We start from the raw sequence: 19,478 nt of genomic DNA on the forward strand, positions 1-19,478 counted from the left end.
GGTGCAACCCGCTGTTTCAGACCAGCTCGAGCTACGGTTACAGCATTCAGCACACCAATGAAAGCCCCCATCCATTGACCCTGCCTGGCGCCCTTGCAACCATGTCACGACTTTCCCCCCCCCAGGGGGCCAACAACAATATTGCCATGGAGAACGCCATGACCACCGTCACCGTCAACGACCTGCCTTCCTATATCGGCAAGGACCTGGGCCATTCCGACTGGCTGCTGATCGACCAGGAGCGGGTCAACCAGTTCGCCGATTGCACTGGCGACCACCAGTTCATCCATATCGACGAGGAAAAGGCCAAACAGACGCCGTTCGGCGGCACCATCGCCCATGGCTTCCTGTCCCTGTCGCTGATCCCGGCGCTGTCGGCCGGTCTGGCGATTCGTCCGGAAGGGCTTAAGATGGCAGTCAACTACGGGTTGGACAGCGTGCGCTTCATTCAGCCGGTACGGGTCGGCTCCCGGGTGCGCATGCAGCTTACTGTAATCGACGTGACCGAGAAGAACCCCGGCCAGTGGCTGGTGAAATCCCGCGCCACGCTTGAGATCGAAGGCGTGGACAAGCCCGCCTACATCGCCGAGACCCTCGCCCTGTACTTCGTCTGATCCTCCCCCTGGCCGGCCCGGCCGGCCAGGGATATCGACCTGGGTCGCAAAATACCCAAACGAAGCGCCGCAATCCTCCGCTATGTGACCCAAGCCACGCCCCCGAGACAGTACCACTGCTAGGCTCAGCAGCATCCTGACAGCCAGAAAAAGGGTACTGCCATGGAATCCTGGCCTCTGACCATCCGCATCGCCGGCATCATTCTGCTGTGGTTTCTCAGCGTGGCTCCCGGCCTTTCCGCCTCGGTGAACGAGTCCGCCCCGCGTCGCCAGACCGAGTTCAATGATCGCAATTACCAGCCCAGTCGACAGATCAACACGGCGGCACCTCTCCACCGCACGACCCGATCAGGAGCGCCGTCGCGGGAAAGACGGATCATCCAGAGCCAGCAGGAAACGGTCCGCTGGATCGATGCCCGGGGAGCGGAGGAAAAGTACGATATGTATTACGAACACGATGGCAGCCAGGTGACCTTTGCCAGCGTCTGCAGCAATTACCGCAGCGGCTCCATCGATTATCGCAACTGCCGCAAGGCGGCCAGGCAATGGTTCGGCACTCGCTGCAATACCGCCAGCAGTGCCGGCCGCATGTTCTGCCAGGCCAGCAACGCCTTCAGGCCCTGACCGAGATCAGGGCGCAGCGCTGTCCTGACGTCGGATTTTCTCGACGATGGCGGTGGTGGAGCAGCTGTCGACGAACTTGAGCACCTTCACCTCGCCACCATAGGCCTGGACGATGGGAGCACCAACCACCTGATCGATACCGTAATCGCCCCCCTTGACCAGCACGTCCGGCCGCACCTGCTCCAGCAGGGATTCAGGCGTGTCTTCGGCAAAACTCACCACCCAATCCACAGCCTCAAGCCCGGCAAGTACCGCCATGCGCCGGTCAACCGCGTTGATCGGTCGGCCCGGGCCCTTGAGCCGGGTGACAGAGGCATCGTCGTTGATCGCCACCACCAGTCGATCCCCCTGCGCCCGGGCCTCTTCCAGATAACCGACATGACCGGCATGGATGATGTCGAAGCAGCCGTTGGTGAAGACAATGCGCTCGCCATGGGCGCGGGCATCCTCCAGCGCTACCAGCAACTGCTCGGTGGACATGACGCCACGGCCGGCGCCCTGGGTGTGCTGCACCGCGCGGCGCAACTCCGGCGCACTGATGGCGGCGGTACCCAGCTTGCCGATGACGATACCGGCGGCCAGATTGGCCAGCGCTACCGCCAGCGGCAGGGATTCACCGGCAGCCAGCACCGCTGCCAGAGTAGAAATGACAGTGTCACCGGCACCGGTGACATCGAAAACTTCGCGGGCGCGCGCCGGGAGATGCAGGGGTGCCTCGCCCTGGCGCAGCAGGGTCATGCCATGCTCGCTGCGGGTCACCAGCAGGGCCTGCAGATCCAGCTCGGTGATCAGCGCCATGCCCTTGTCCACCAGTTCCTGCTCGCTGGCACAGCGGCCCACCACTGCCTCGAACTCGGCCATGTTCGGCGTGATCAGGGTCGCGCCGCGGTAGATGGAAAAGTCCTTGCCCTTGGGATCGCCCAGAACCGGCAGACCCCGCTCCCGGGCCAGGGCAATCAGTGCCTGATGGTTGACCAGCGCACCCTTGCCGTAGTCGGAGAGGATGACCACCTTGACCTTGTCCAGCAGCCCGCCCACCGTCTCCAGCATGGCCTGCCCATCGGTGCTGAAGGGCTCCTCGAAGTCCACCCGCAGCAACTGCTGATGCCGGCTCAAGACACGCAGCTTGGTGATGGTCGGCTGCTGGGCATGGCTCTGGAAGGCGCAGTAGACACCAGCAGCATTGAGCCGGCGGCGGAGGATCTCGGCCGCCTCATCCTCGCCGGTGACACCGACCAGCCATGCCGGTGCACCGAGTGCGGCGATGTTCAGTGCCACGTTGCCCGCGCCACCGGGCCGGTCCTCGATCTGGTCGACGCGGATAACCGGTACCGGCGCCTCCGGGGAGATGCGTTCACTGGGACCATGCCAGTAGCGATCCAGCATGACATCTCCGACAACCAGGACAGGGGCGGCATCAAAACGGGGCATGGTCAGTTTCATTGCATTACTCATCTGTTGCGTGTTCCTGCCCGTTGGGCGCGTTCTCCTCGAACTGCATGCTGTGCAGTCGGGCGTAGTATCCGTTGAGGGCCATCAGCTCGGCATGGCTGCCGCGCTCGACGATACGCCCCTGGTCCATCACCATGATGATGTCCGCCTTTTCGATGGTGGACAGGCGGTGGGCAATCACCAGCGCCGTACGCCCTTGCATCACTCGGTCCAGGGCAGCCTGGATATGGCGCTCGGACTCGGTATCCAGGGCCGAGGTCGCCTCGTCGAGGATCAGGATGGGCGCATCGCGCAGCAGCGCGCGGGCGATGGCCAGCCTCTGGCGCTGGCCGCCAGACAGCAGCACCCCGTTCTCGCCGACCAGCGTATCGAACCCCTGGGGTAACTGCTCAATGAATTCCCGCGCATAGGCGGCCTCGGCGGCGGCGATCACTGCGTCCCGCGGAGCGCCGGCCAGATCACCATAGGCGATATTATTGGCCACGGTATCGTTGAACAGGGTCACATGCTGGGTAACCAGTGCGATGTGCCGACGCAGATTGCGCAGCCGGTATTTTTCCACCGCCACACCGTCGATCAGGATCTGGCCCTGTTCGTGCGTATAGAAACGGGGTATCAGGTTGGCGAGAGTCGATTTGCCACTGCCGGAACGGCCGACCAGCGCCACCATCTGACCGGGCTCCACGGTGAAACTGATATCCTGCAGCACCGGTTTGTCAGAACCCGGGTAGCCGAATGTCAGGTTGTTTACCTCGATGCGACCCGTTACTCGATCCCGCTCAATGGTGCCGGTATCCTGCTCCGGCTCCTCATCCAGCTGCTCGAAGATGCTTTCCGCCGCGGCAATCCCCTTCTGGATATTGGCACTGACTTCCGACAGCTGGCGGATCGGCTTGGGCAGCAGGCCCGCCGCAGTGATGTAGGACACCAGATCCCCTGCGGTTGCATCGCCGCGCAGGAACAGCACCAGGAACATCACCCCGGCCATGGCGCCGTAGGTAGCCAGCTGCAGGGTCGGAGTGAAGACAGCGCCGGTGCGCACCATCTTCAACCCACGCTGCCGGTTGTTCTCGCTGGCCCTGTGAAAGCGCTGGCTCTCGTAATCCTCGCCGCCGAAGCTGCGCACTACCCGGTACCCGGTAATGGTTTCCGAGGTCACATGGGTCACATCCCCCATGGCGGTCTGGATCTTCTTGCTCTGCTTGCGGAATTTCTTGCTGGTGCTGTTGACCATCAGGCCGATCAGCGGCAATACGGCCATCAGCACCAGGGTCAGCTTCCAGTTCATCCACAGCAGGTAGCCGAACAGGAAGATTACCGTCAGGCCCTCGCGAAACACTACCTTGATGGCATCCGTCGCGGCGCCGGTAACCATGGTAACGTTGAAGGTAACCCGCGATACAAGATGGCCGGAATTGTTGTTGTCGAAGTAACGATTGGGCAGCGTCAGCAGGTTGTCGAACAGGGCCGTGCGCAGATCATGCACCACCCCCAGGGAGACCTTGGCAATGAAGTAGTTACCCAGGTAGGAACCGATCCCCTGATAAAGCGCCACCAGAATGATGAACAGCGGAAAGCCCCAGATCAGCGGCACACCGAGAAACTGGGCACTGGCCCCCTCGGTCAACCCGTCAACGAAGTATTTCAGCATCCAGGCCATGGCCGGCTGGCTGGACGCGAAGATCACGAACCCCAGGATACTGATCGCAAAGGGAATCCAGTAGGGCCTGACGTAACCGAGCAGGCGCAGGTAGATGCGGGCGCTGGAGCGGGCAAAGCTTTCTTTCTTCGAGTCCGACATAAGCTCTTCGCGAAATGGAATCAAGCAGCGAGTTTATCACAGCAGGCCGGAACCGCCCGCTCCCCACCATCAAACATGAACTGGTGACGGGGTTAAGTTAGACTGCACTTTTGTTTCAGGATTATTTCAATGCAGGTACTGAGCAGGGAAAAATATGCCGCCTGGTGCGCCGACGCCCAGGTGCTGGAGAAGGACAGGTACGGAGAGAAGGTCCTGCACCTGGCCGACGGTACCTTTCTCAAGCTGTTCCGGCGCAAGAGCTGGTTGTCCAAAACCGCTTTCTACCCCCCTGCAAAACGCTTCGCAGACAACGCTGACGCATTGCAGAAGCTCGGTATACCCTGTCCGAAGGTGATACAGCTGTACCGCCTGAGCGAGCCTTACCGCTCGGTCGTGCACTATCACCCCCTGGAAGGAGTAACGCTGCGCCAGCTACTCAGCAATGATGAGCACATCGATCAGCTTAAACTCTTCGCCCGGCTGGCTGAGTTCATTACACGCCTGCACGACAGCGGCGTTTACTTCCGCTCACTGCACATGGGCAATATCATACTGACACCGGACGACCGATTCGGACTCATCGACATCTCCGACATGCGTTGTCTGGGCCGTTCCCTGTCACGCAGCATGCGCAAACGCAATCTACAGCACCTGACGCGATACGGTGACGATTGGGCTCATGTAGATCCGGATATCGGCACCCTCTTCCTCTTCAATACGCGCTGACAACCCCAGCGCCCCCCCGGTTTCGAGGCAATGACCAGACCCTCGTGAGCTGACTGGAAGGTCAGCTCATTTCCCCCTCTTCGCTGGCTTGCAATGGATAGCGAATACTGTTTGTATTACCGTGAGCCAGAGCAGCTCAGAAGTCTCACGCGCGGCTGGCGAATATCCAAAAAGAAAAAAGAATGATCATCATCGTCAACTCAAAAGTTAGTGGTACAAACATTCAGGGCGCGCTGGGCAAGCCCGAATACAGCTATTATTTTCTGCTCAGGCAATTTCTGCCTGCTCTGGATGGAGCAGATCGCTCAGGTCATTACAACCTTGTTGTCCCCAAGGTCAATCTCAAGCGGATAGAAACCCGCAAATACATCTGATAAGCTCCTGCACCCTGTTTTTTGGCAATACTCAAGAAAGAGTGCGACCACAGAAGCCGCGCAGAGCCTTTCCTCTAGTAGTTAGTAGTAGTCACAACGGATGATGATGAACAAACGAGAAGCACTCTACACAGTGCTGGGAGCCAGCAGTCTCGCATTTGCGTTTTTCTGGCTTCCGGTTCCCAGGCTGTTTGATGTCGCCTGCTACCTGCTGATTCTGCTGTTTGTACCTATGACGGTGGCGCCATCAAATGCGGATCTTCGGAAGGATCCGGTGATTCTCCTTGGTTTTGCGTTCTTCCTGTTCGTTGTCTTCTCGATCATCTGGCACCGGCTGACACTGCCCGATCACTTCCCTCCCACGACCAGTGACCGTCGTTTCCTCAGGGTCCTTTACTTCGTCGCTATCGCATATGCCATATCCCGAAGCAGTCAGCTGACCGCGTGGCGACTGCTCTGGGTAGCGTTCGCTGGGCTCTTGGTGTACTTGGTAGTGCAGTTCAACCCCACCGAATGGCGCAACGCCTGGCAGGGTGAACGTGTCGACTTCGGTATTCACAATGCCCAGCATACGGGTATCGTGTTTGCGACCTGCGCCTTGGCATTGACCGCTTTCGCACCGCGTCTGTTTATCTGGACAAGGCGCAGGTGGGGGTCTGCTGCTCCTCTTGGCGTAATACTCTGGGCGCTGGCTTGGCTGTTCTCCTTCTGGGGAGTCTTCGTCTCCCAGACACGCGCGGTCTGGCTGGGATTATGCGTCACTCTGCTTGTGCTTCCCGCATTGCTTGGAACTGCTTACTTGCTCCGGGGGCGGCCTCTTCTCTCGCTACGCAAACCGCTGCTGGCAACCATCGCGGCTGGAGCCCTGCTCGTACTGCTGGCCAGCTGCTTCGACATCCCCGAGCTGGTCAGTGAGCGCCTCGAATCGGAGAAAGTAACTTGGGAAAGCCTGCGGCAAGCCGCCACTCATGAGGAACATGATCTGAGCAGTTTCGAGATTCGCGTTGCCAGCTGGTCAGCTGCAGCCGGCTGGATAATGGAGAAGCCCTTCATGGGTTGGGGCGGGCGCGGGTCCAGACCCCTGATTCGCAACTCAGATCTGTTCAGCGATGCCTTCAAAAAACAGTTTAACCACCTGCATAACTCCTACCTTCAGACGCTGGTGGAAATAGGTCTGATCGGCGCGATGTTTATTGTAGCGCTCATCACTCTGGTCGGTCGCGCGACTATCAAAGCCTATCAACAAAAGCAGATGCCATTGGACGTCTTTCTCTTTGCCTGGACATTCTTCGTCTTCTGGCTGGTCGTCAGCTGCTTCGAGTCCTATATCATCTATCCGACCGGCACCTATGTGATCGGTCTAGTGGGTGGATTTTTCTATTCATTCTGCCTGCGGCATAGAGAACGTCTGGCCTGAATCATCAGGCTGGATGAAATCCCCGACAGTCGATACGCCACTTCTGCGCTGCAGCTAGGGCGCTGATCCGGACAGGATCAGTCAGCTCGCTGTTCTCGCCGAACAGACGCTTCCAACCCAGAAAATGAAAGTAGGGGTAGGTCTTTCCGAGCATGCGGTCGTTAGTCAGTCGACCCATTTCCCATTGCCAACAGTCCGGAAAATCGCGGGTACCATCAACCCAAGCTACCTTGCCATTGGGCGTACTGAAGGCCTCTTGGAACTCGGCAGCGCGGCGCAGGGGATTGAAGAGCCCTACCAGCTTGAACAATGGCTCAGGGAAGTTCTTCCGCTTCAGGAACAGGCGAGAAAACCCGCCCTCATCCAAGGCATGATGCTGCTGATCCTGTATCCGCTCATGGAACATTGGGATCTGCCAGAACAGATTGCGCATACGCTCGTTATTGCGCAGTAAACAGAGATGACCGGATACCCGGCGCGCATGGGTCGAAAAGAAGTCGTAGCGGCGGAGCTTTTCTTCCGTGAAGTAGGACCTGAGGTCGCCATAGACCAAATCTAAATCACCAAACCCCCAGAAATCGTAGCCTTCGGTCTCTTGCTGATGGATAAAACCAAGCGCGGGCTTGAGATCACAAAGCTTGTAGGGGTTTTGAGGGTAAAACTCCAGTCCTAACAGCGCTGACACATGGTCGCAGTATTCAGCATACCCGCAATACCGATATTGGACGTTCCCCGGCAAGCCCAAAGGCTCACCGCAATCTCCGATAAGCAGCCAATTGATATCGGGATTGAATTCACAACTCTTTAGAAAAAGGGGCATCCAGAAAGGCCATTGCCCGAAATAAGGTATCAGGATCAACAGACTGGGGGGCTTAGCTGACACGACCACTCTCCCGTAGTATCTGAAAAAACAGCGGGCGAATCGCATCATCCACATAATGCTCGTTCAGACGTTGCAACATTCGCTGTCTCAGCAACTGCACATCCGCTTCTGACAGGTGGGACAATTCCAGCAGAACGGTTGCCAGAGTATCTGCATCTCCCAACGGGAACAACGGCCCGATACCCTCGACGATTTCCTTGGCGCCTCCGCAATCGGTACTCAACAGCGGCACTCCAGCCGCCATGGCCTCGAGCAGGACCATACCAAACGGCTCGTGGTCTGAGGTAAGCGCAAACACGTCAAAGGCCTTGAAATAACGTCTGCCATGTTTGACCTGACCCAGAAATAGGACCTGGCTCGCCACCCCTAACCGCATTGCCAAGTCCTTGAGCTTGTCCTTCAACCGCCCCGTACCCATGATCGCCAGCACGCTTCCGTTGGGGAGGCCAGGTAGCGCGGCTGCGAAGCCACGGATGAGCGTCGCCTGATCCTTGTCCGGGTGCAGTCTGCCCACATTACCCACGACCCAAGCATCACGAGGTAGCCCAAGATGCGCGCGCGCTTGTTCACGCGTCAGCTGTTCAGCCTGAATAGCCGTCACATCAATACGGTTGTAGAGAGTCGCGAGACCGGCGCTGTCCCAGCCGGGGAGGCAGCGTCCAATATCATCCCGAACTGCATCGGATACCCCGAGCAGCAACAATCGCGCGCGAAAACGCCTCACGAACCAGCGCCGCATCTTGCGCTGATATACCCCGAACGCGTGGTGTACGCCGATAACCGGCAAACGCGTAGCGAACAGACTGATATAGATCGGCTTGAAGCGATGGGCTATACAGAAATGAAACTCCCGCCCACTTACCAGTTCGCGTACCCGGCGTATTGCATCAAGCTTCAACCCGCGGATGTCCCTGCTATGGTAATCAAGGAAGACTACTTCGTCAGACGCTGAGCCGCGAACGACCTCGTCGCTCGGCGAACCGGTCAAATATACCGTGCAGACTTTATATTGCGATCCAAAAAAAAGCGCAGCGTACTGACGAGCGCAATCCAGAAACGGTCCATCGTAGCCGTGACAGAATTGCAGCACCCAGGGTTGTGATGTCGACCCGCCTTCAGGCGATTTCATAATCCGCGAGCGCCCTCCTTCACTACCAGCACATCCTCCATGATCAGATACTGCAGATCCGAGCCATAGAACATGTTCAGCGCGTCGGTGGGTGAGCACACCATGGGTTCACCACGACGGTTCAGCGAGGTATTGAGGGACACACCGTTGCCGGTGAGCTTCTCCAGCTCCACCATCAGGTCGTACCAGCGTGGGTTGTGGCGGCGCTCCAGCACCTGGGCGCGGGAGGTACCATCCTCGTGCACGACCTCGGGTACCCGGTCCTTCCACTCCTCATTGACCTCGAAGGTGAAGGTCATGAAGGGGCTGGGGTGGTCGACCTTGAGCATCTTGGGCGCCACGGTATCGAGCATGGAAGGGCAGAACGGGCGCCAGCGTTCGCGGAACTTGATCTGTTCGTTGATCCGGTCGGCGACCCCCTTGACGCTCGGGCAGCCGATGATGGAGCGGCCGCCCAGGGCCCGCGGACCGAACTCCATGCGCCCCTGGAACCAGGCGACCGGATTGCCCTCCACCATGATTCTGGCGATACGCTCGGGCACATCGTCGATCTTCTGCCACTGGGGCTTGTTCGGGTGGCGGGCGCAGGCGGCAATGACATCCTCGTTGCTGTAGCTGGGGCCGAGGTAGACGTGTTCCATCTTCTCCACCGGCACGCCATTCTTCACCGAGATGTAGGCGGCGGCACCCACGGCCGTACCGGCATCGCCGGAAGCGGGCTGGACGAACAGCTCCTTGACCTCGGGGCGGGCAATGATCTTCTGGTTGAGCTTGACGTTCAGCGCGCAGCCGCCGGCAAAGGCGATCTTGCCGGTTTCACGGATGATGTCGCCCAGATAGTAGTCCATCATTTCCAGCGCCAGCTTCTCGAACAGGGCTTGCATGCTGGCGGCATAATGGATGTAGGGGTCGTCGGCGATGTCGCCTTCGCGCTTGGGCCCCAGCCACTCGATCAGCTTGGGCGAGAAGTAGTAGCCCTTGCCCTTTTCCTTGTAGCGGCGGAAGCCGATGACGTTGGCGTAGTCGGTATTGATGATCAGCTCGCCGTTCTCGAACTTGGCCAGACGGGAGAAATCGTACTTGGCGGCGTCACCATAGGGCGCCATGCCCATGACCTTGAATTCGCCATCCAGCATCTCGAAGCCCAGATACTCGGTCAGCGCCCCGTAGAGGCCGCCCAGGGAATCCGGGTCATAGAACTCCTTGATCTTGTGGATCTGACCATTCTCACCGTAGCCGAAGAAGGTGGTGGCGTACTCACCCTTGCCATCGATGCCCAGAATCGCGGTCTTCTCCTGGAAGCCGGAACAGTGGTACGCGCTGGAGGCATGCGCCAGGTGATGCTCGACCGACTCCAGCTTGACCTTCTTCAGATCGAAACCCAGCTGCTGCAGGCACCACTGGATGCGTTTCCTGTAGCGGTGGTAACGGCGGTTGCCCATGAGAATGGCATCCAGCGAGCGGTCAGGCGCATACCAGTAGCGCTTGGCGTAGTGCCAGCGCGCCTTCTCGAAGATACTGATAGGTGCGAAGGGAATGGCGACGATATCCACGTCCGCCGGAGTGATTCCGGCCTGCTCCAGGCAGAATTTGGCCGACTCGTAGGGCATGCGGTTCTTGGCATGCTTGTCCCGCACGAAGCGCTCTTCCTCCACGGCAGCAATCAGCTTGCCATCGATATACAGGGCAGCGGACGGATCATGGCTCAAAGCGCCGGACAGTCCCAGAACGGTCAATCCCACGGATGCACCTCTCAGGTAGAAGTAAAAGCGGGCATTTTATCCCAATTGCGGAGCGCTGGCTTGTCCCTGTACCCGAACGGCTTCGCCATTAGAGCAGGCAGCTGATCGGCACATGTGCACCATGCAACAAATACTACTATAATGTGCATAACGAACAGGAGAATATCATGCATACAGCCGAACGCTTCGCTCCCTCTGCCGAGTCGGTACTGGCCAAGGCCGTACTGCGGGCCGCTGCACAGCTGGGCCTGCGACAGGCTGAGCTTGGGGATGTGCTCGGTATCCATCGCACGGCCGTCAGTCGCCTTAAGCAGAGCCAGGCGCTGGACCCGACCAGCAAGCAAGGCGAACTGGCCTTGCTGCTGATTCGCCTTGCCCGGGCGCTGCATGCCCTGACTGGCGGAGATGAGGAGTGGATAAGGCATTTCATGCGCACGCCCAACCGGATTACCGGTGGCATCCCCGCCGAGCAGATCACTCGTATTCAGGGGCTGATGACCGTACTGCAGTTCGTTGACGCAATGCGGGGCAAGACCTGATGCTGTGGCAGCAGCTGCACGGAGCCAGCCACATCAAACCCATTCAGGGAACGTTGTTCAGACTGGTGGAGAGCCAGGCCAAGGTGGCTACCCTGGATTACGTGGATACGCTGGAGGAACAGGCTCTGCTCGAGGAGCTGCTGGAGACCGCCAAACCGGCTTACCGGGACGAGCTGCACCAGCTGCATTACCTGCTGCGCAGCCCGTTTCGCTATCCGCCCCTGCCCTGGGGCTCGCGCTTCGGCCGCACCCATGAACCCAGCCTGTTCTATGGTGGCGGCTCCATCCATACTACCCTGGCCGAGTCGGCCTATTACCGCTTCCTGTTCTGGCATTCCATGGAGAGCCCGCCCGTCAGAGACCGCATCCATACGGAACACACCCTGTTCTCGGCCCGCTACCGCTCGACGCAGGGCGTGCAGCTGCACAAGGCGCCGTTCTCGGCCTACCGGCATGAGCTGACCCACCCCAGCGACTACTCCGTATGCCAGCAGCTGGGTACCGCCATGCGTGAAGCCGGGGTGGAGGCATTCCAGTATCAATCGGCGCGCGATGGCAAGGGCGGCTTCTGCGTGGCGCTCTTCACGCCAACCTGTTTTCAGGGGCGCCAGCCGGGCGACATCAGCCTCTGGCAGTGCGAGCTGGATGCCACATCGGCTACCTTTCGGCAGACCGCCAGCAATACCCTGACCCGCTTCGATCTGGCGGACTTCCTGCACGGCGGCCAGCTGCCCCTGCCCGCCTGATCAGCCGGGGAGATTGGCTTCCAGCCAGAGGTGCAGGGCCGAGCCTTCCGGCCAGTTGCGGATGAAGCGGGCACGGTCCTTGTGCCAGGCGCGCTGCCAGGCTGCCGATTCGTTGTGGGCCTGCATGGCGTCAAGATCGATCAGCACCGCCTGCTCCTGATGCCAGAGCAGATTGGTCGCCTTGAAGTCACCATGGCTGATCCTTGCCGCATGCAACTGGTGGAATGGCCTGAGCAGTTGCTGCGCCTCCCTGCCCTGCGGCACCCGCTCACCCTGTTCACCCAGATGCTGCAACAGATTCTCACCGGGACAGTACTCACTGATCAGCCAGGCCTGAGAGCGCAGGGGGCCGAAACGACGTTCGATCATGGCCAGTGGCTGGGGAGTGGCAATGCCGAGGAAGTCCAGACGCCAGGCTGCCAGCCAGGAATGCCAGGCGCGACTGGGGCGCCAGAAGCGTTTCAGCCAATGACCGGGACCCTTTATGTTGTAGCGTTTGACCACCAGTTCGCGACCGCCGAGAGTGACACGGGTAACAGTACTGCTGCCGCCGTCCTTGAGCAGTGGCTGGCCGGCAAAGGCGCTGTCCGGGTCGGCCAGCAGCGGCGCCAGCAGCGCCTGCTCGCTGCGCAGCACGCTGATGAAACGATCGAAGCGCCGACTCACGGCAAACTGGGTGCAGTCGCGCAGGGTCTTGTCGAGGAACTGCTGCAGGCGCGCCTGGCGCCGGCGGGCAGTCGCGGTAACGACGGCCGTCGCGTCCAGCCCACCGGGGCACGAGACCATGTAGGCGCCCAGCAACTCGCGCATCCGCTGATCCCATTCCGGCGGCAGCTGGGCAAAGAACAGCCCGAGATTGTCCAGCCGTGCCGCGTCAGACAGCGGCCGACCGGGATCGGCCACCTCGATGGCATCGCCATCAATGACATACAGCTCGTCGTCCTGCTGCAGGAAGTTGCCCAGATGCAGGTCAGTCTGCTGCACCCCCTGCCGGTGCATGCGGCCGATAAGAGTGAGAGCACGGTGCAGTATGGCCTCGGCAGCGGCGCTGCCCGGGTGCTGATCGGCCAGCTCGTCCCACAGCTGCTGCAGGCTGCGCGCATCCGTCAGATACTCGGTCAGCAGATAGCGACCACCGCCGGCCAGCTCGCCGCTGGCCAGCAGGGCAGGCGTGCTCAGGGCTGCCCGCTGCAATGCCTGGATGCCGACACTTTCACGCTGCCAGTGCCGCTCTGCCCCGGTGGCAATGAACAGTTTGGCCAACACCGGCTGTCCGTTCAGCTCGCCATGGCCGACCAACCGCTTGCCCGGCAGCACCCGCAACCAGCGCCGGATCCGCAGCTCCCCTTCCACCAGGGGCAAGGTCATGGGCTCGGGGGGCGTGCGGCCGTATTCGCGCAGCCGTGCGGTCAGATGACTCATCAGCGCCCCTTGTTCTTTCGCGCCGAGCGCTTCAGCACCCGCGCTACCCAGCGGCGCACCTCTGCATCGACGCGTTCCTTGCCCAGATAACTCAGCAGAAAACGCAGGCGCTGGGTGCGGCTGGGCTCCTTGCTGCGCCGGTTGAGGGCATCCAGATCGCGCTGGAAACCGCCTCGGGAGAAGTGCTGAAGCCGCAACTTTTCCAGATCGATGAAGCGCGCCCCCATACCATCGGGCAGAGGCTTGAGAAACACATGCTTGGGATACAGACTGAAGTGCACCGCCTTGCTGGCATGCAGGCGGGCGACCAGCGCAGCACTGGCGCGGATCATGTTTTGCCGCAGCCGATAGTCCAGCTCATCCCAGCACTGGTACCAGTAATCCAGCGGCGCGTAACCCTCGAGATCGCGCGTCAGCAGAATCGCCTGCAGCTCGCCGTTCTGCCGCCGCTCGCCGAAGAAGGCGACGTCCAGCGCCGGGATACACAGCCGCGCGCAGGTTTCGATATTCTGGAATTCGCGCGCCACGGTGGACTGGCCCAGTGGATGGCGCAGGGTGCGGATCAGGTAGTTGCTCTGACGCTTGAGATAGAACACCTGCTCCTGACCCTGCTCGTCGGCCAGCCGCAGCCGACTGACGCGGCTGATGCCGCCCCGGGCGCGGTTGGGCTCATCCACCAGCTCGGCATCAAGATCCCACAGGGCAGCAAAACTGGTCAGCCCATGGCGCCGCAGGATGGCTTCGGCGTTGACCGCAATGAAAGGCGCGGAACTCATTCACGACCCTCGAAGTACTCGACAATACGGCGCAGCCTGCGCCTGTCCTCCGGTTGCAGGCGTGCCTGGCCGGTGTAATACAGATAGAAGCGCAAACGCTGGGTGCGACTCAGCTGATACTTGGCAACCTTGTCCAGGCACGCCAGATCCTTGATGATCCGCCGCTGGAGAAAAGGTCCCCACCAGAAGGTGCCGCCCGGGCAGTCGATCAGATGGATGTCGGCCCCCGGCCCCTGCTCCACCAGTACATTGCGCCATTTCAGGTCGTTATGGGCAAACCCGTGACTGTGCATCAGTCGGGTGGCCCGGGCCAGCTGGCGGGACACCCGGTCCACCCAGCGCGGATCCTTGAGACGCGGGTCGCCGGCTGCGGCCAGCTCGGCCAGGTCAGCGGTATCCTGCAGCTCCTCGGTAATCAATGCACCGCGATGGAAGAGCCCACCCCTGCGCTCCAGCCCGAAGGCCACCACGGTGGCCGCCGGGATACCCCAGGACCGGAACAGCATCAGATTGCGCCATTCGGACAATACCCGCGGGCGGCCGATGAACCGGCGCAGATGCTTGCCGCTGCCGTGATAGCGTTTGAGATAGTAACGGCGACCACCCACCTGCACGCGGATCACTTCGCTGAGCGGGTCGCGGGTGATGAATTCACCCTGCAGGGCAAAGACCGAATCCAGCGAGGCAAAGGCCTCTCCGGTGGGTCCCACCGCGTATTCGGGGTTGAGAGTCCAGTCCGTCATGCGCCAGTGGCATCCTTGGCATATTTGCGCTCGAACCGTTCCTGCAGACGCGCTGCCTTGCGCTCGAGCATGGTCAGGAGTGCAGCTTCCTCAGCCAGAATCCGGCGCAGCGGGCGCTGGAAGTAGTGCTTCAGAAAGCGCAACCGATCCCGTCGGGTCAGGCCGATATCCAGCGCCGAGAAGTACAGACCGGCCAGATCCTTGTCGCGCCAGCGACGTGGCACGCTCGGACGCACCTGAGCCCGGTGCAGGTCGATCAGCGACAGTCTCAGATTGTCCGCTGTGGGCGGCGTGTCGGTGTGCAGCAGGAAGTGGCAGATATAGCAGTCCCGGTGATTGACGCCGGCCCGGTGCATGCGCCCGGTCATCTCCGCGACCCGGCGAATCAACGCGTGCTTGAGCGCAGCCGGTGGCGGCACTGCGCGCCAGTCCCGGGTGAAGTCCTCCAGGCTGATGGTGGGCGCCAGTTCCTCGGTGATGATGAAGGAATGCCGAGCGGCCGGATTCGCGCCGCGCTCGCCAAAGGCCACCGCCGTCATGGTCGGCACCCCGGCCGCGGCCAGTGCGGCAATCGCATCCCACTCCTGATCTGCGCCCAGCACCGGCTTCTTCAGGGTCACCCAGTTCTTGAGGATCTCACCCCAGCCAACGCCCCGATGGATCTTGACGAAGTAGCCCCGCCCCTCCACCTCGGTTCGCAGGGTGCGGCGGGCTTCCAGTTCGCGGAACACCTCGCCCTGCAGCTGCTCGACCTCGGCAAAGGCATCACGCCCGGCCCAGAGTCGCTTGAACGGCTCATGCAATACCAGTCTCAACCCAGGTCTCCCAGAATCACGTCAGCGGCCCGCTCCGGCATGCTGTAAAGATCGGCATGCTCGGCATAGTCCAGCGCGTTTTCCTGCCATTCCCTGCGAGTTTCCGGATCATCGAGTATGCGCGCCAGCCACTCGTTGAGGGTCTTCTGCTCGAAGGGCTCCGGCACCACCAGGCCGCAGTCGGCCTCCTCGATATAGTGCGCATAACCGCAGGCCGCCGTGGTCAGCACCGGCAGCCCGGCCACCAGTGCCTCCAGCAACACCGTCCCGGTGTTCTCGTTGTAGGCAGGGTGAATCAGCAGATCCGCCCCCAGCAGAAAGCGCGGCACGTCACTGCGACCCTTGAGGATCTGTACCTGATCGGCAATGCCCAGGGCGCGGCTCTGGCGCAGGAAAGGTGCAGGATCATCAGCGCCCATGACGATCAACCGGGTGCGTTGGCGCAGCGCCTGCGGCAGAGCCGCGAGCGCATCCAGGGTGCGATCCAGCCCCTTGGTCTTGAAACCGGAGCCGATCTGCACCAGCAGCAGATCGTCCTTCTTCAGGCCGAACTCGGTGCGCAGGCCGGCACGGATCTCGCCCGCATTGGCCGGCGCCCGCCGGTCCAGGGAAATACCCGGCGGCAGCATATGGAAACGTTCCAGCGGGGTACGGTAATGCTTCATGAACAGCGGCAGCTGCAGTTCGGAGATCATCAGTATCTCGGTGCGACGCTCTGGCGCGAATACCGCCCGCTCGTAGGCTGAGAAATGGCGGTAGCGCGGACCGAACTGGTAGAACCAGCTGCGCTGGTTCTGGGCCTTGTCCTCATAACAGCCGTCAGCGGCGTAGTAGATATCCAACCCCGGCATCTTGTTGAAACCGACCACCCGATCCACCGGATCACGCTTCAGATCGGCCTGCACCCGGGCGACGAACTTCTCGTTACGCCCCTGGCTGGTCAGGGCGCCGGCCTTGACAATGCGGATATCGAAACCGGTCGGGCGCTCGCCCTCCCAGCCCATGGTGTAGACCCGGATGCCATGACCGCGCTGCTGGCAGACCTGGGCGATGCGCAGGAAATCCCGCTGCAGGCCGCCAAAGGGGAAGTATTTGTAAAGCACAAAGGCCAGTTGCATCAGTAATCTCTATGTCAGCGCCGGGCGGAAAGAAGAGAGTTTACCACAGCTGGCCGCCGGCCCCGGGGCTGCCCGGCTTAGCGCGGGCGCGCTACACCCCCGAGCCCACCAGCGCCTGCAGCTCGGCCATTACCCGCTCAGGCTGCAACCGGGTAAAGCACAGTGGCAGCTCCTGGCGCAGGTCGAATTGCCGGGCATCTTCACGGGTTGGTTCGTACTTGCACTTCCTGCTCATGCAGGGTGCGCAGGGAAAGTCGCTGGCCAGATGCACCTGGCCGCGACCATAGGCGCCGCTCCAGCCGGGATTGGTCGGCCCGTAAAGCGACAGGGTCGGCACATCCAGCGCGGCGGCCAGATGGCCCAGTCCGGTGTCCACCGCCACGCAGGCGCGGGCGCCGGCGAGCAGGGTTGCCACCCCCGCCAGCGGCAGCTTGGGCAGCACCTGAACACCTTCGAGCCCCTGGGCGATCCGCTCCGCCCTGGCCTTCTCGGCGTCGTTGCCCCAGGGCAGCTTGACCTGAAACCCCCGGGCCGAAGCCAACTCGGCCAGCTGCCGCCAGTAGAGTTCCGGCCAGTGCTTGGTCACCCAGGTGGTACCGTGGAGGAACACCAGATAATCCGCCCCGCTCTGCTCACCGGCAATCCAGGCCCGATCCAGACCGTAATCGCCCACCCGCGCCGGCAGCCGGTAACCCAGAGCCTGGGCAAAGAGCTGGCGTACCCGCTCCACCGCATGTTGATCACGCGGCACGGCGATACGCTTGTCGTAGAAACGGCTGGCCAGGGGTTCCCGGGCGGAGCGCCGGTCCAGACCGGCTACCGGGACTTTCAGCCCCAGGGTGAGAACGGCACTCTTGAACAGCCCTTGAGCATCGATGACCAGATCATAGCTGTGCTTGTGCAGACGCTGGCGGAAACGCTGCCACTCCCCGCTGCGCAGGGTCTTCAGGGGGCTCTTGCGCCAGCGCCGGATGGCCACCGGAATAACCTCCGCCACCGCCGGATGCCAAACCGGGATTTCCGCAAAGCCTTCCTCCACCACCCAGTCGAAGCGGATCCCCGGTATGGCTTCCAGGGCATCGGTCAGCGCCGGCAGGGTATGGATGACATCACCCAGTGAAGAGGTCTTGATCAGCAGGACGCGCATGGTCAGTCCGGAAAGGGATCGGCCAGGGGCTCACCCACCAGACGATCCAGAGCATCTATCACCCGCTGCGGCTCGAGCTCGCGCAGGCAGTTGTAATGACCGAACCGACAGGTGCGATCAAAGCAGGGGCTGCAATCCAGTCCCAGGCGTACGATCTCCACCTGCTCGGCCAGCGGTGGGGTGAACTCGGGGGAGGTGGACCCATAGACGGCCACCAGCGGGCGGTTGAGCGCCGCCGCCACGTGCATCAGGCCCGAATCATTGCTGACCACGGCCGTAGCACAGGACAGCAGGTCGATAGCCTCGGCCAGACTGGTCTCCCCTGCCAGATTCACCACTTCCTCGCGCAGCCCGGGACGCAGGCGGTCGCGGATCTGCTCTCCGCCCGGATGATCGTTCTTCGAGCCGAACAGCCAGACCTGCCAGCCCTGCCGCACCTTCTGGTCGGCGACGGCGGCATAGTGCTCGGCCGGCCAGCGCTTGGCCTCACCGAACTCGGCGCCCGGACACATTGCCAGCACCGGCCTGTCCAGCTCCAACTCGAACCGGGCCAGCGCCGCGTCCCGGCTGGCCGGATCGATCTGCAGCGTGGGCCGGGGATAGGGGCGGGTCAGTTGATGCTCCGGCTCATAGGCCAGCGCCATGAAACGCTCGATCATCAGCGGATACTGCTGCTTGTCGAGCAGTCGCATGTCGTTGAGCAGGCCATAGCGCATCTCACCGCGCCAGCCGGTACGCCTGGGTATGCCGGCAAAGAAGGGTACCAGTGCAGACTTCAGGGAGTTGGGCAGCAGTATGGCCTGGTCGTACTGACCGGCCAGCTGCTTGCCGATGCGTCGGCGGGTGGCGATATCCAGCACGCCGTGCCCCAGGGGGAAGCTCAGCGCCTGATTCACCTCGGGCATACGCTCGAGGATAGGCCGGCTCCACTCGGGAGCCAGCACATCGATCAGGCAATCCGCGCCGTGACGCAGCTTGAGGCAGGCAAACAGCGTCTGCGCCATGACCATGTCGCCGACCCAGCTGGGGCCGATAACCAACACTTTCATCCAATATCACCTCTAGGGCCTTGGCAGCAGGCCGTCCGGCCGGCTGGCACCTCATCGCACCGAGGCGGTCGCGTCCCGGCGGTGCTCCTACAGACGCCCGCCTGATTGTGGGAGCCCCCGCCCCGGGGGCGAATGCGGGCTCGTCGGCTGAAACCCTTTCGCACCGAGGCGGTGCTCCTACAAAAGCAGACTGACCCTGCCCCCCGACTATAGGAGCCCCCGCCCCGGGGGCGAATGCGGGCTTGCCGGCTGAAAAACCCCTTCGCACCGGGGCGGTGCTCCTACAAAGGCAGACTGATCTTGCCCCCCGACTGTAGGAGCCCCCGCCTCGGGGGCGAATGTGGGTTCGTCGGCTGAAACC

The 19,478-nt window shown here is 61.6% G+C and carries 19 protein-coding genes; 7 read left to right on the plus strand and 12 right to left on the minus strand.

The genetic code is table 11. The annotated features are described in order from the left end of the window. The first annotated feature begins 158 nt into the window (after positions 1 to 158). Entirely contained in the window at positions 159 to 614 is a 456-nt protein-coding gene (locus VF673_RS14135) for a MaoC family dehydratase (RefSeq protein ID WP_090538430.1), read from the plus strand. 162 nt (positions 615 to 776) lie between these two features. Then, positions 777 to 1,238, plus strand: coding sequence for a hypothetical protein (locus tag VF673_RS14140; RefSeq protein WP_440292399.1), 462 nt, complete (start codon positions 777 to 779; stop codon positions 1,236 to 1,238). 6 nt (positions 1,239 to 1,244) lie between these two features. Here the strand turns inward: VF673_RS14140 and hldE are convergent, their stop codons facing one another. Further along, a complete protein-coding gene (gene hldE / locus VF673_RS14145) occupies positions 1,245 to 2,681 on the minus strand; it encodes a bifunctional D-glycero-beta-D-manno-heptose-7-phosphate kinase/D-glycero-beta-D-manno-heptose 1-phosphate adenylyltransferase HldE (protein WP_440292413.1) in 1,437 nt (478 codons plus the stop codon). A 4-nt stretch (positions 2,682 to 2,685) separates the two neighbouring features. Then, the gene (gene msbA / locus VF673_RS14150) at positions 2,686 to 4,491 is read right to left on the minus strand and encodes a lipid A export permease/ATP-binding protein MsbA (RefSeq protein WP_090538331.1); all 1,806 of its coding nucleotides are present in this window, start codon (positions 4,489 to 4,491) and stop codon (positions 2,686 to 2,688) included. A gap of 129 nt (positions 4,492 to 4,620) precedes the next feature. Here msbA and VF673_RS14155 point away from each other — a divergent pair, with 129 nt between their 5' ends. From VF673_RS14155 to VF673_RS14165, 3 genes are all read left to right on the plus strand, one after another. Beyond that, positions 4,621 to 5,217, plus strand: a complete 597-nt coding sequence (locus tag VF673_RS14155; RefSeq protein WP_440292400.1) for a lipopolysaccharide kinase InaA family protein — start codon at positions 4,621 to 4,623, stop codon at positions 5,215 to 5,217. Positions 5,218 to 5,399: 182 nt separating this feature from the next. Then, positions 5,400 to 5,591: a hypothetical protein gene (locus VF673_RS14160; RefSeq protein WP_440292401.1), complete on the plus strand. Its 192-nt coding sequence runs from the start codon at positions 5,400 to 5,402 to the stop codon at positions 5,589 to 5,591. A gap of 106 nt (positions 5,592 to 5,697) precedes the next feature. After that, a complete protein-coding gene (locus VF673_RS14165; protein WP_440292402.1) occupies positions 5,698 to 7,008 on the plus strand; it encodes an O-antigen ligase family protein in 1,311 nt (436 codons plus the stop codon). 4 nt (positions 7,009 to 7,012) lie between these two features. On the opposite strand, the gene VF673_RS14170 is transcribed toward VF673_RS14165, so the two are convergent. The 3 genes from VF673_RS14170 to VF673_RS14180 are packed head-to-tail and all read right to left on the minus strand — an operon-like array spanning position 7,013 to position 10,762. Next, positions 7,013 to 7,891, minus strand: coding sequence for a DUF6625 family protein (locus VF673_RS14170; protein WP_407920437.1), 879 nt, complete (start codon positions 7,889 to 7,891; stop codon positions 7,013 to 7,015). Beyond that, positions 7,881 to 9,020, minus strand: a complete 1,140-nt coding sequence (locus tag VF673_RS14175) for a glycosyltransferase (protein ID WP_440292403.1) — start codon at positions 9,018 to 9,020, stop codon at positions 7,881 to 7,883. Before VF673_RS14175 ends, VF673_RS14170 begins: the two co-directional genes overlap by 11 nt. Continuing rightward, on the minus strand, positions 9,017 to 10,762 hold the full coding sequence (locus tag VF673_RS14180; RefSeq protein ID WP_440292404.1) for a carbamoyltransferase family protein: 1,746 nt from the start codon (positions 10,760 to 10,762) through the stop codon (positions 9,017 to 9,019). The genes VF673_RS14175 and VF673_RS14180 overlap by 4 nt, the downstream gene beginning before the upstream one ends. 167 nt (positions 10,763 to 10,929) lie before the next feature. On the opposite strand from VF673_RS14180, the gene VF673_RS14185 reads away from it, so the two are divergent. Then, a complete protein-coding gene (locus VF673_RS14185) occupies positions 10,930 to 11,301 on the plus strand; it encodes an MbcA/ParS/Xre antitoxin family protein (RefSeq protein WP_273124722.1) in 372 nt (123 codons plus the stop codon). Then, positions 11,301 to 12,047 carry an RES family NAD+ phosphorylase gene (locus VF673_RS14190; protein ID WP_320331722.1) on the plus strand — a complete coding sequence of 249 codons (747 nt, stop codon included), beginning with the start codon at positions 11,301 to 11,303 and terminating at the stop codon, positions 12,045 to 12,047. Before VF673_RS14185 ends, VF673_RS14190 begins: the two co-directional genes overlap by 1 nt. Here VF673_RS14190 and VF673_RS14195 read toward each other — a convergent pair whose 3' ends face one another. The 7 genes from VF673_RS14195 to waaF form a co-directional block, all read right to left on the minus strand. Next, positions 12,048 to 13,469, minus strand: a complete 1,422-nt coding sequence (locus VF673_RS14195) for a lipopolysaccharide kinase InaA family protein (RefSeq protein WP_440292405.1) — start codon at positions 13,467 to 13,469, stop codon at positions 12,048 to 12,050. Next, complete coding sequence (locus tag VF673_RS14200; RefSeq protein WP_440292406.1) at positions 13,469 to 14,245, minus strand: lipopolysaccharide kinase InaA family protein; 777 nt, start codon at positions 14,243 to 14,245, stop codon at positions 13,469 to 13,471. Before VF673_RS14200 ends, VF673_RS14195 begins: the two co-directional genes overlap by 1 nt. After that, positions 14,242 to 14,988, minus strand: a complete 747-nt coding sequence (locus VF673_RS14205) for a lipopolysaccharide kinase InaA family protein (RefSeq protein WP_320331719.1) — start codon at positions 14,986 to 14,988, stop codon at positions 14,242 to 14,244. Before VF673_RS14205 ends, VF673_RS14200 begins: the two co-directional genes overlap by 4 nt. Further along, on the minus strand, positions 14,985 to 15,803 hold the full coding sequence (gene rfaP / locus VF673_RS14210) for a lipopolysaccharide core heptose(I) kinase RfaP (protein ID WP_440292407.1): 819 nt from the start codon (positions 15,801 to 15,803) through the stop codon (positions 14,985 to 14,987). The genes VF673_RS14205 and rfaP overlap by 4 nt, the downstream gene beginning before the upstream one ends. Next, the gene (locus tag VF673_RS14215) at positions 15,800 to 16,921 is read right to left on the minus strand and encodes a glycosyltransferase family 4 protein (RefSeq protein WP_320331718.1); all 1,122 of its coding nucleotides are present in this window, start codon (positions 16,919 to 16,921) and stop codon (positions 15,800 to 15,802) included. Before VF673_RS14215 ends, rfaP begins: the two co-directional genes overlap by 4 nt. A gap of 91 nt (positions 16,922 to 17,012) precedes the next feature. Further along, positions 17,013 to 18,068: a lipopolysaccharide heptosyltransferase I gene (gene waaC / locus VF673_RS14220; RefSeq protein ID WP_440292408.1), complete on the minus strand. Its 1,056-nt coding sequence runs from the start codon at positions 18,066 to 18,068 to the stop codon at positions 17,013 to 17,015. 2 nt (positions 18,069 to 18,070) lie between these two features. Then, positions 18,071 to 19,117, minus strand: a complete 1,047-nt coding sequence (gene waaF, locus VF673_RS14225; protein ID WP_320331716.1) for a lipopolysaccharide heptosyltransferase II — start codon at positions 19,115 to 19,117, stop codon at positions 18,071 to 18,073. Positions 19,118 to 19,478 lie beyond the last annotated feature (361 nt).

It is taken from the genome of Halopseudomonas sp. Lyrl_26 (assembly GCF_051948695.1).
GTDB classification, from domain to species: domain Bacteria; phylum Pseudomonadota; class Gammaproteobacteria; order Pseudomonadales; family Pseudomonadaceae; genus Halopseudomonas; species Halopseudomonas formosensis.

Bases quoted from the DNA above. Each gene is read 5' to 3' on its own strand.
- VF673_RS14135 (WP_090538430.1), top strand. From the start codon at position 159: ATGACCACCGTCACCGTCAACGACCTGCCTTCCTATATCGGCAAGGAC.
- VF673_RS14140 (WP_440292399.1), top strand. From the start codon at position 777: ATGGAATCCTGGCCTCTGACCATCCGCATCGCCGGCATCATTCTGCTG.
- hldE (WP_440292413.1), bottom strand. From the start codon at position 2,681: ATGAAACTGACCATGCCCCGTTTTGATGCCGCCCCTGTCCTGGTTGTC.
- msbA (WP_090538331.1), bottom strand. From the start codon at position 4,491: ATGTCGGACTCGAAGAAAGAAAGCTTTGCCCGCTCCAGCGCCCGCATC.
- VF673_RS14155 (WP_440292400.1), top strand. From the start codon at position 4,621: ATGCAGGTACTGAGCAGGGAAAAATATGCCGCCTGGTGCGCCGACGCC.
- VF673_RS14160 (WP_440292401.1), top strand. From the start codon at position 5,400: ATGATCATCATCGTCAACTCAAAAGTTAGTGGTACAAACATTCAGGGC.
- VF673_RS14165 (WP_440292402.1), top strand. From the start codon at position 5,698: ATGAACAAACGAGAAGCACTCTACACAGTGCTGGGAGCCAGCAGTCTC.
- VF673_RS14175 (WP_440292403.1), bottom strand. From the start codon at position 9,020: ATGAAATCGCCTGAAGGCGGGTCGACATCACAACCCTGGGTGCTGCAA.
- VF673_RS14185 (WP_273124722.1), top strand. From the start codon at position 10,930: ATGCATACAGCCGAACGCTTCGCTCCCTCTGCCGAGTCGGTACTGGCC.
- VF673_RS14190 (WP_320331722.1), top strand. From the start codon at position 11,301: ATGCTGTGGCAGCAGCTGCACGGAGCCAGCCACATCAAACCCATTCAG.
- VF673_RS14195 (WP_440292405.1), bottom strand. From the start codon at position 13,469: ATGAGTCATCTGACCGCACGGCTGCGCGAATACGGCCGCACGCCCCCC.
- VF673_RS14200 (WP_440292406.1), bottom strand. From the start codon at position 14,245: ATGAGTTCCGCGCCTTTCATTGCGGTCAACGCCGAAGCCATCCTGCGG.
- VF673_RS14205 (WP_320331719.1), bottom strand. From the start codon at position 14,988: ATGACGGACTGGACTCTCAACCCCGAATACGCGGTGGGACCCACCGGA.
- VF673_RS14215 (WP_320331718.1), bottom strand. From the start codon at position 16,921: ATGCAACTGGCCTTTGTGCTTTACAAATACTTCCCCTTTGGCGGCCTG.
- waaC (WP_440292408.1), bottom strand. From the start codon at position 18,068: ATGCGCGTCCTGCTGATCAAGACCTCTTCACTGGGTGATGTCATCCAT.
- waaF (WP_320331716.1), bottom strand. From the start codon at position 19,117: ATGAAAGTGTTGGTTATCGGCCCCAGCTGGGTCGGCGACATGGTCATG.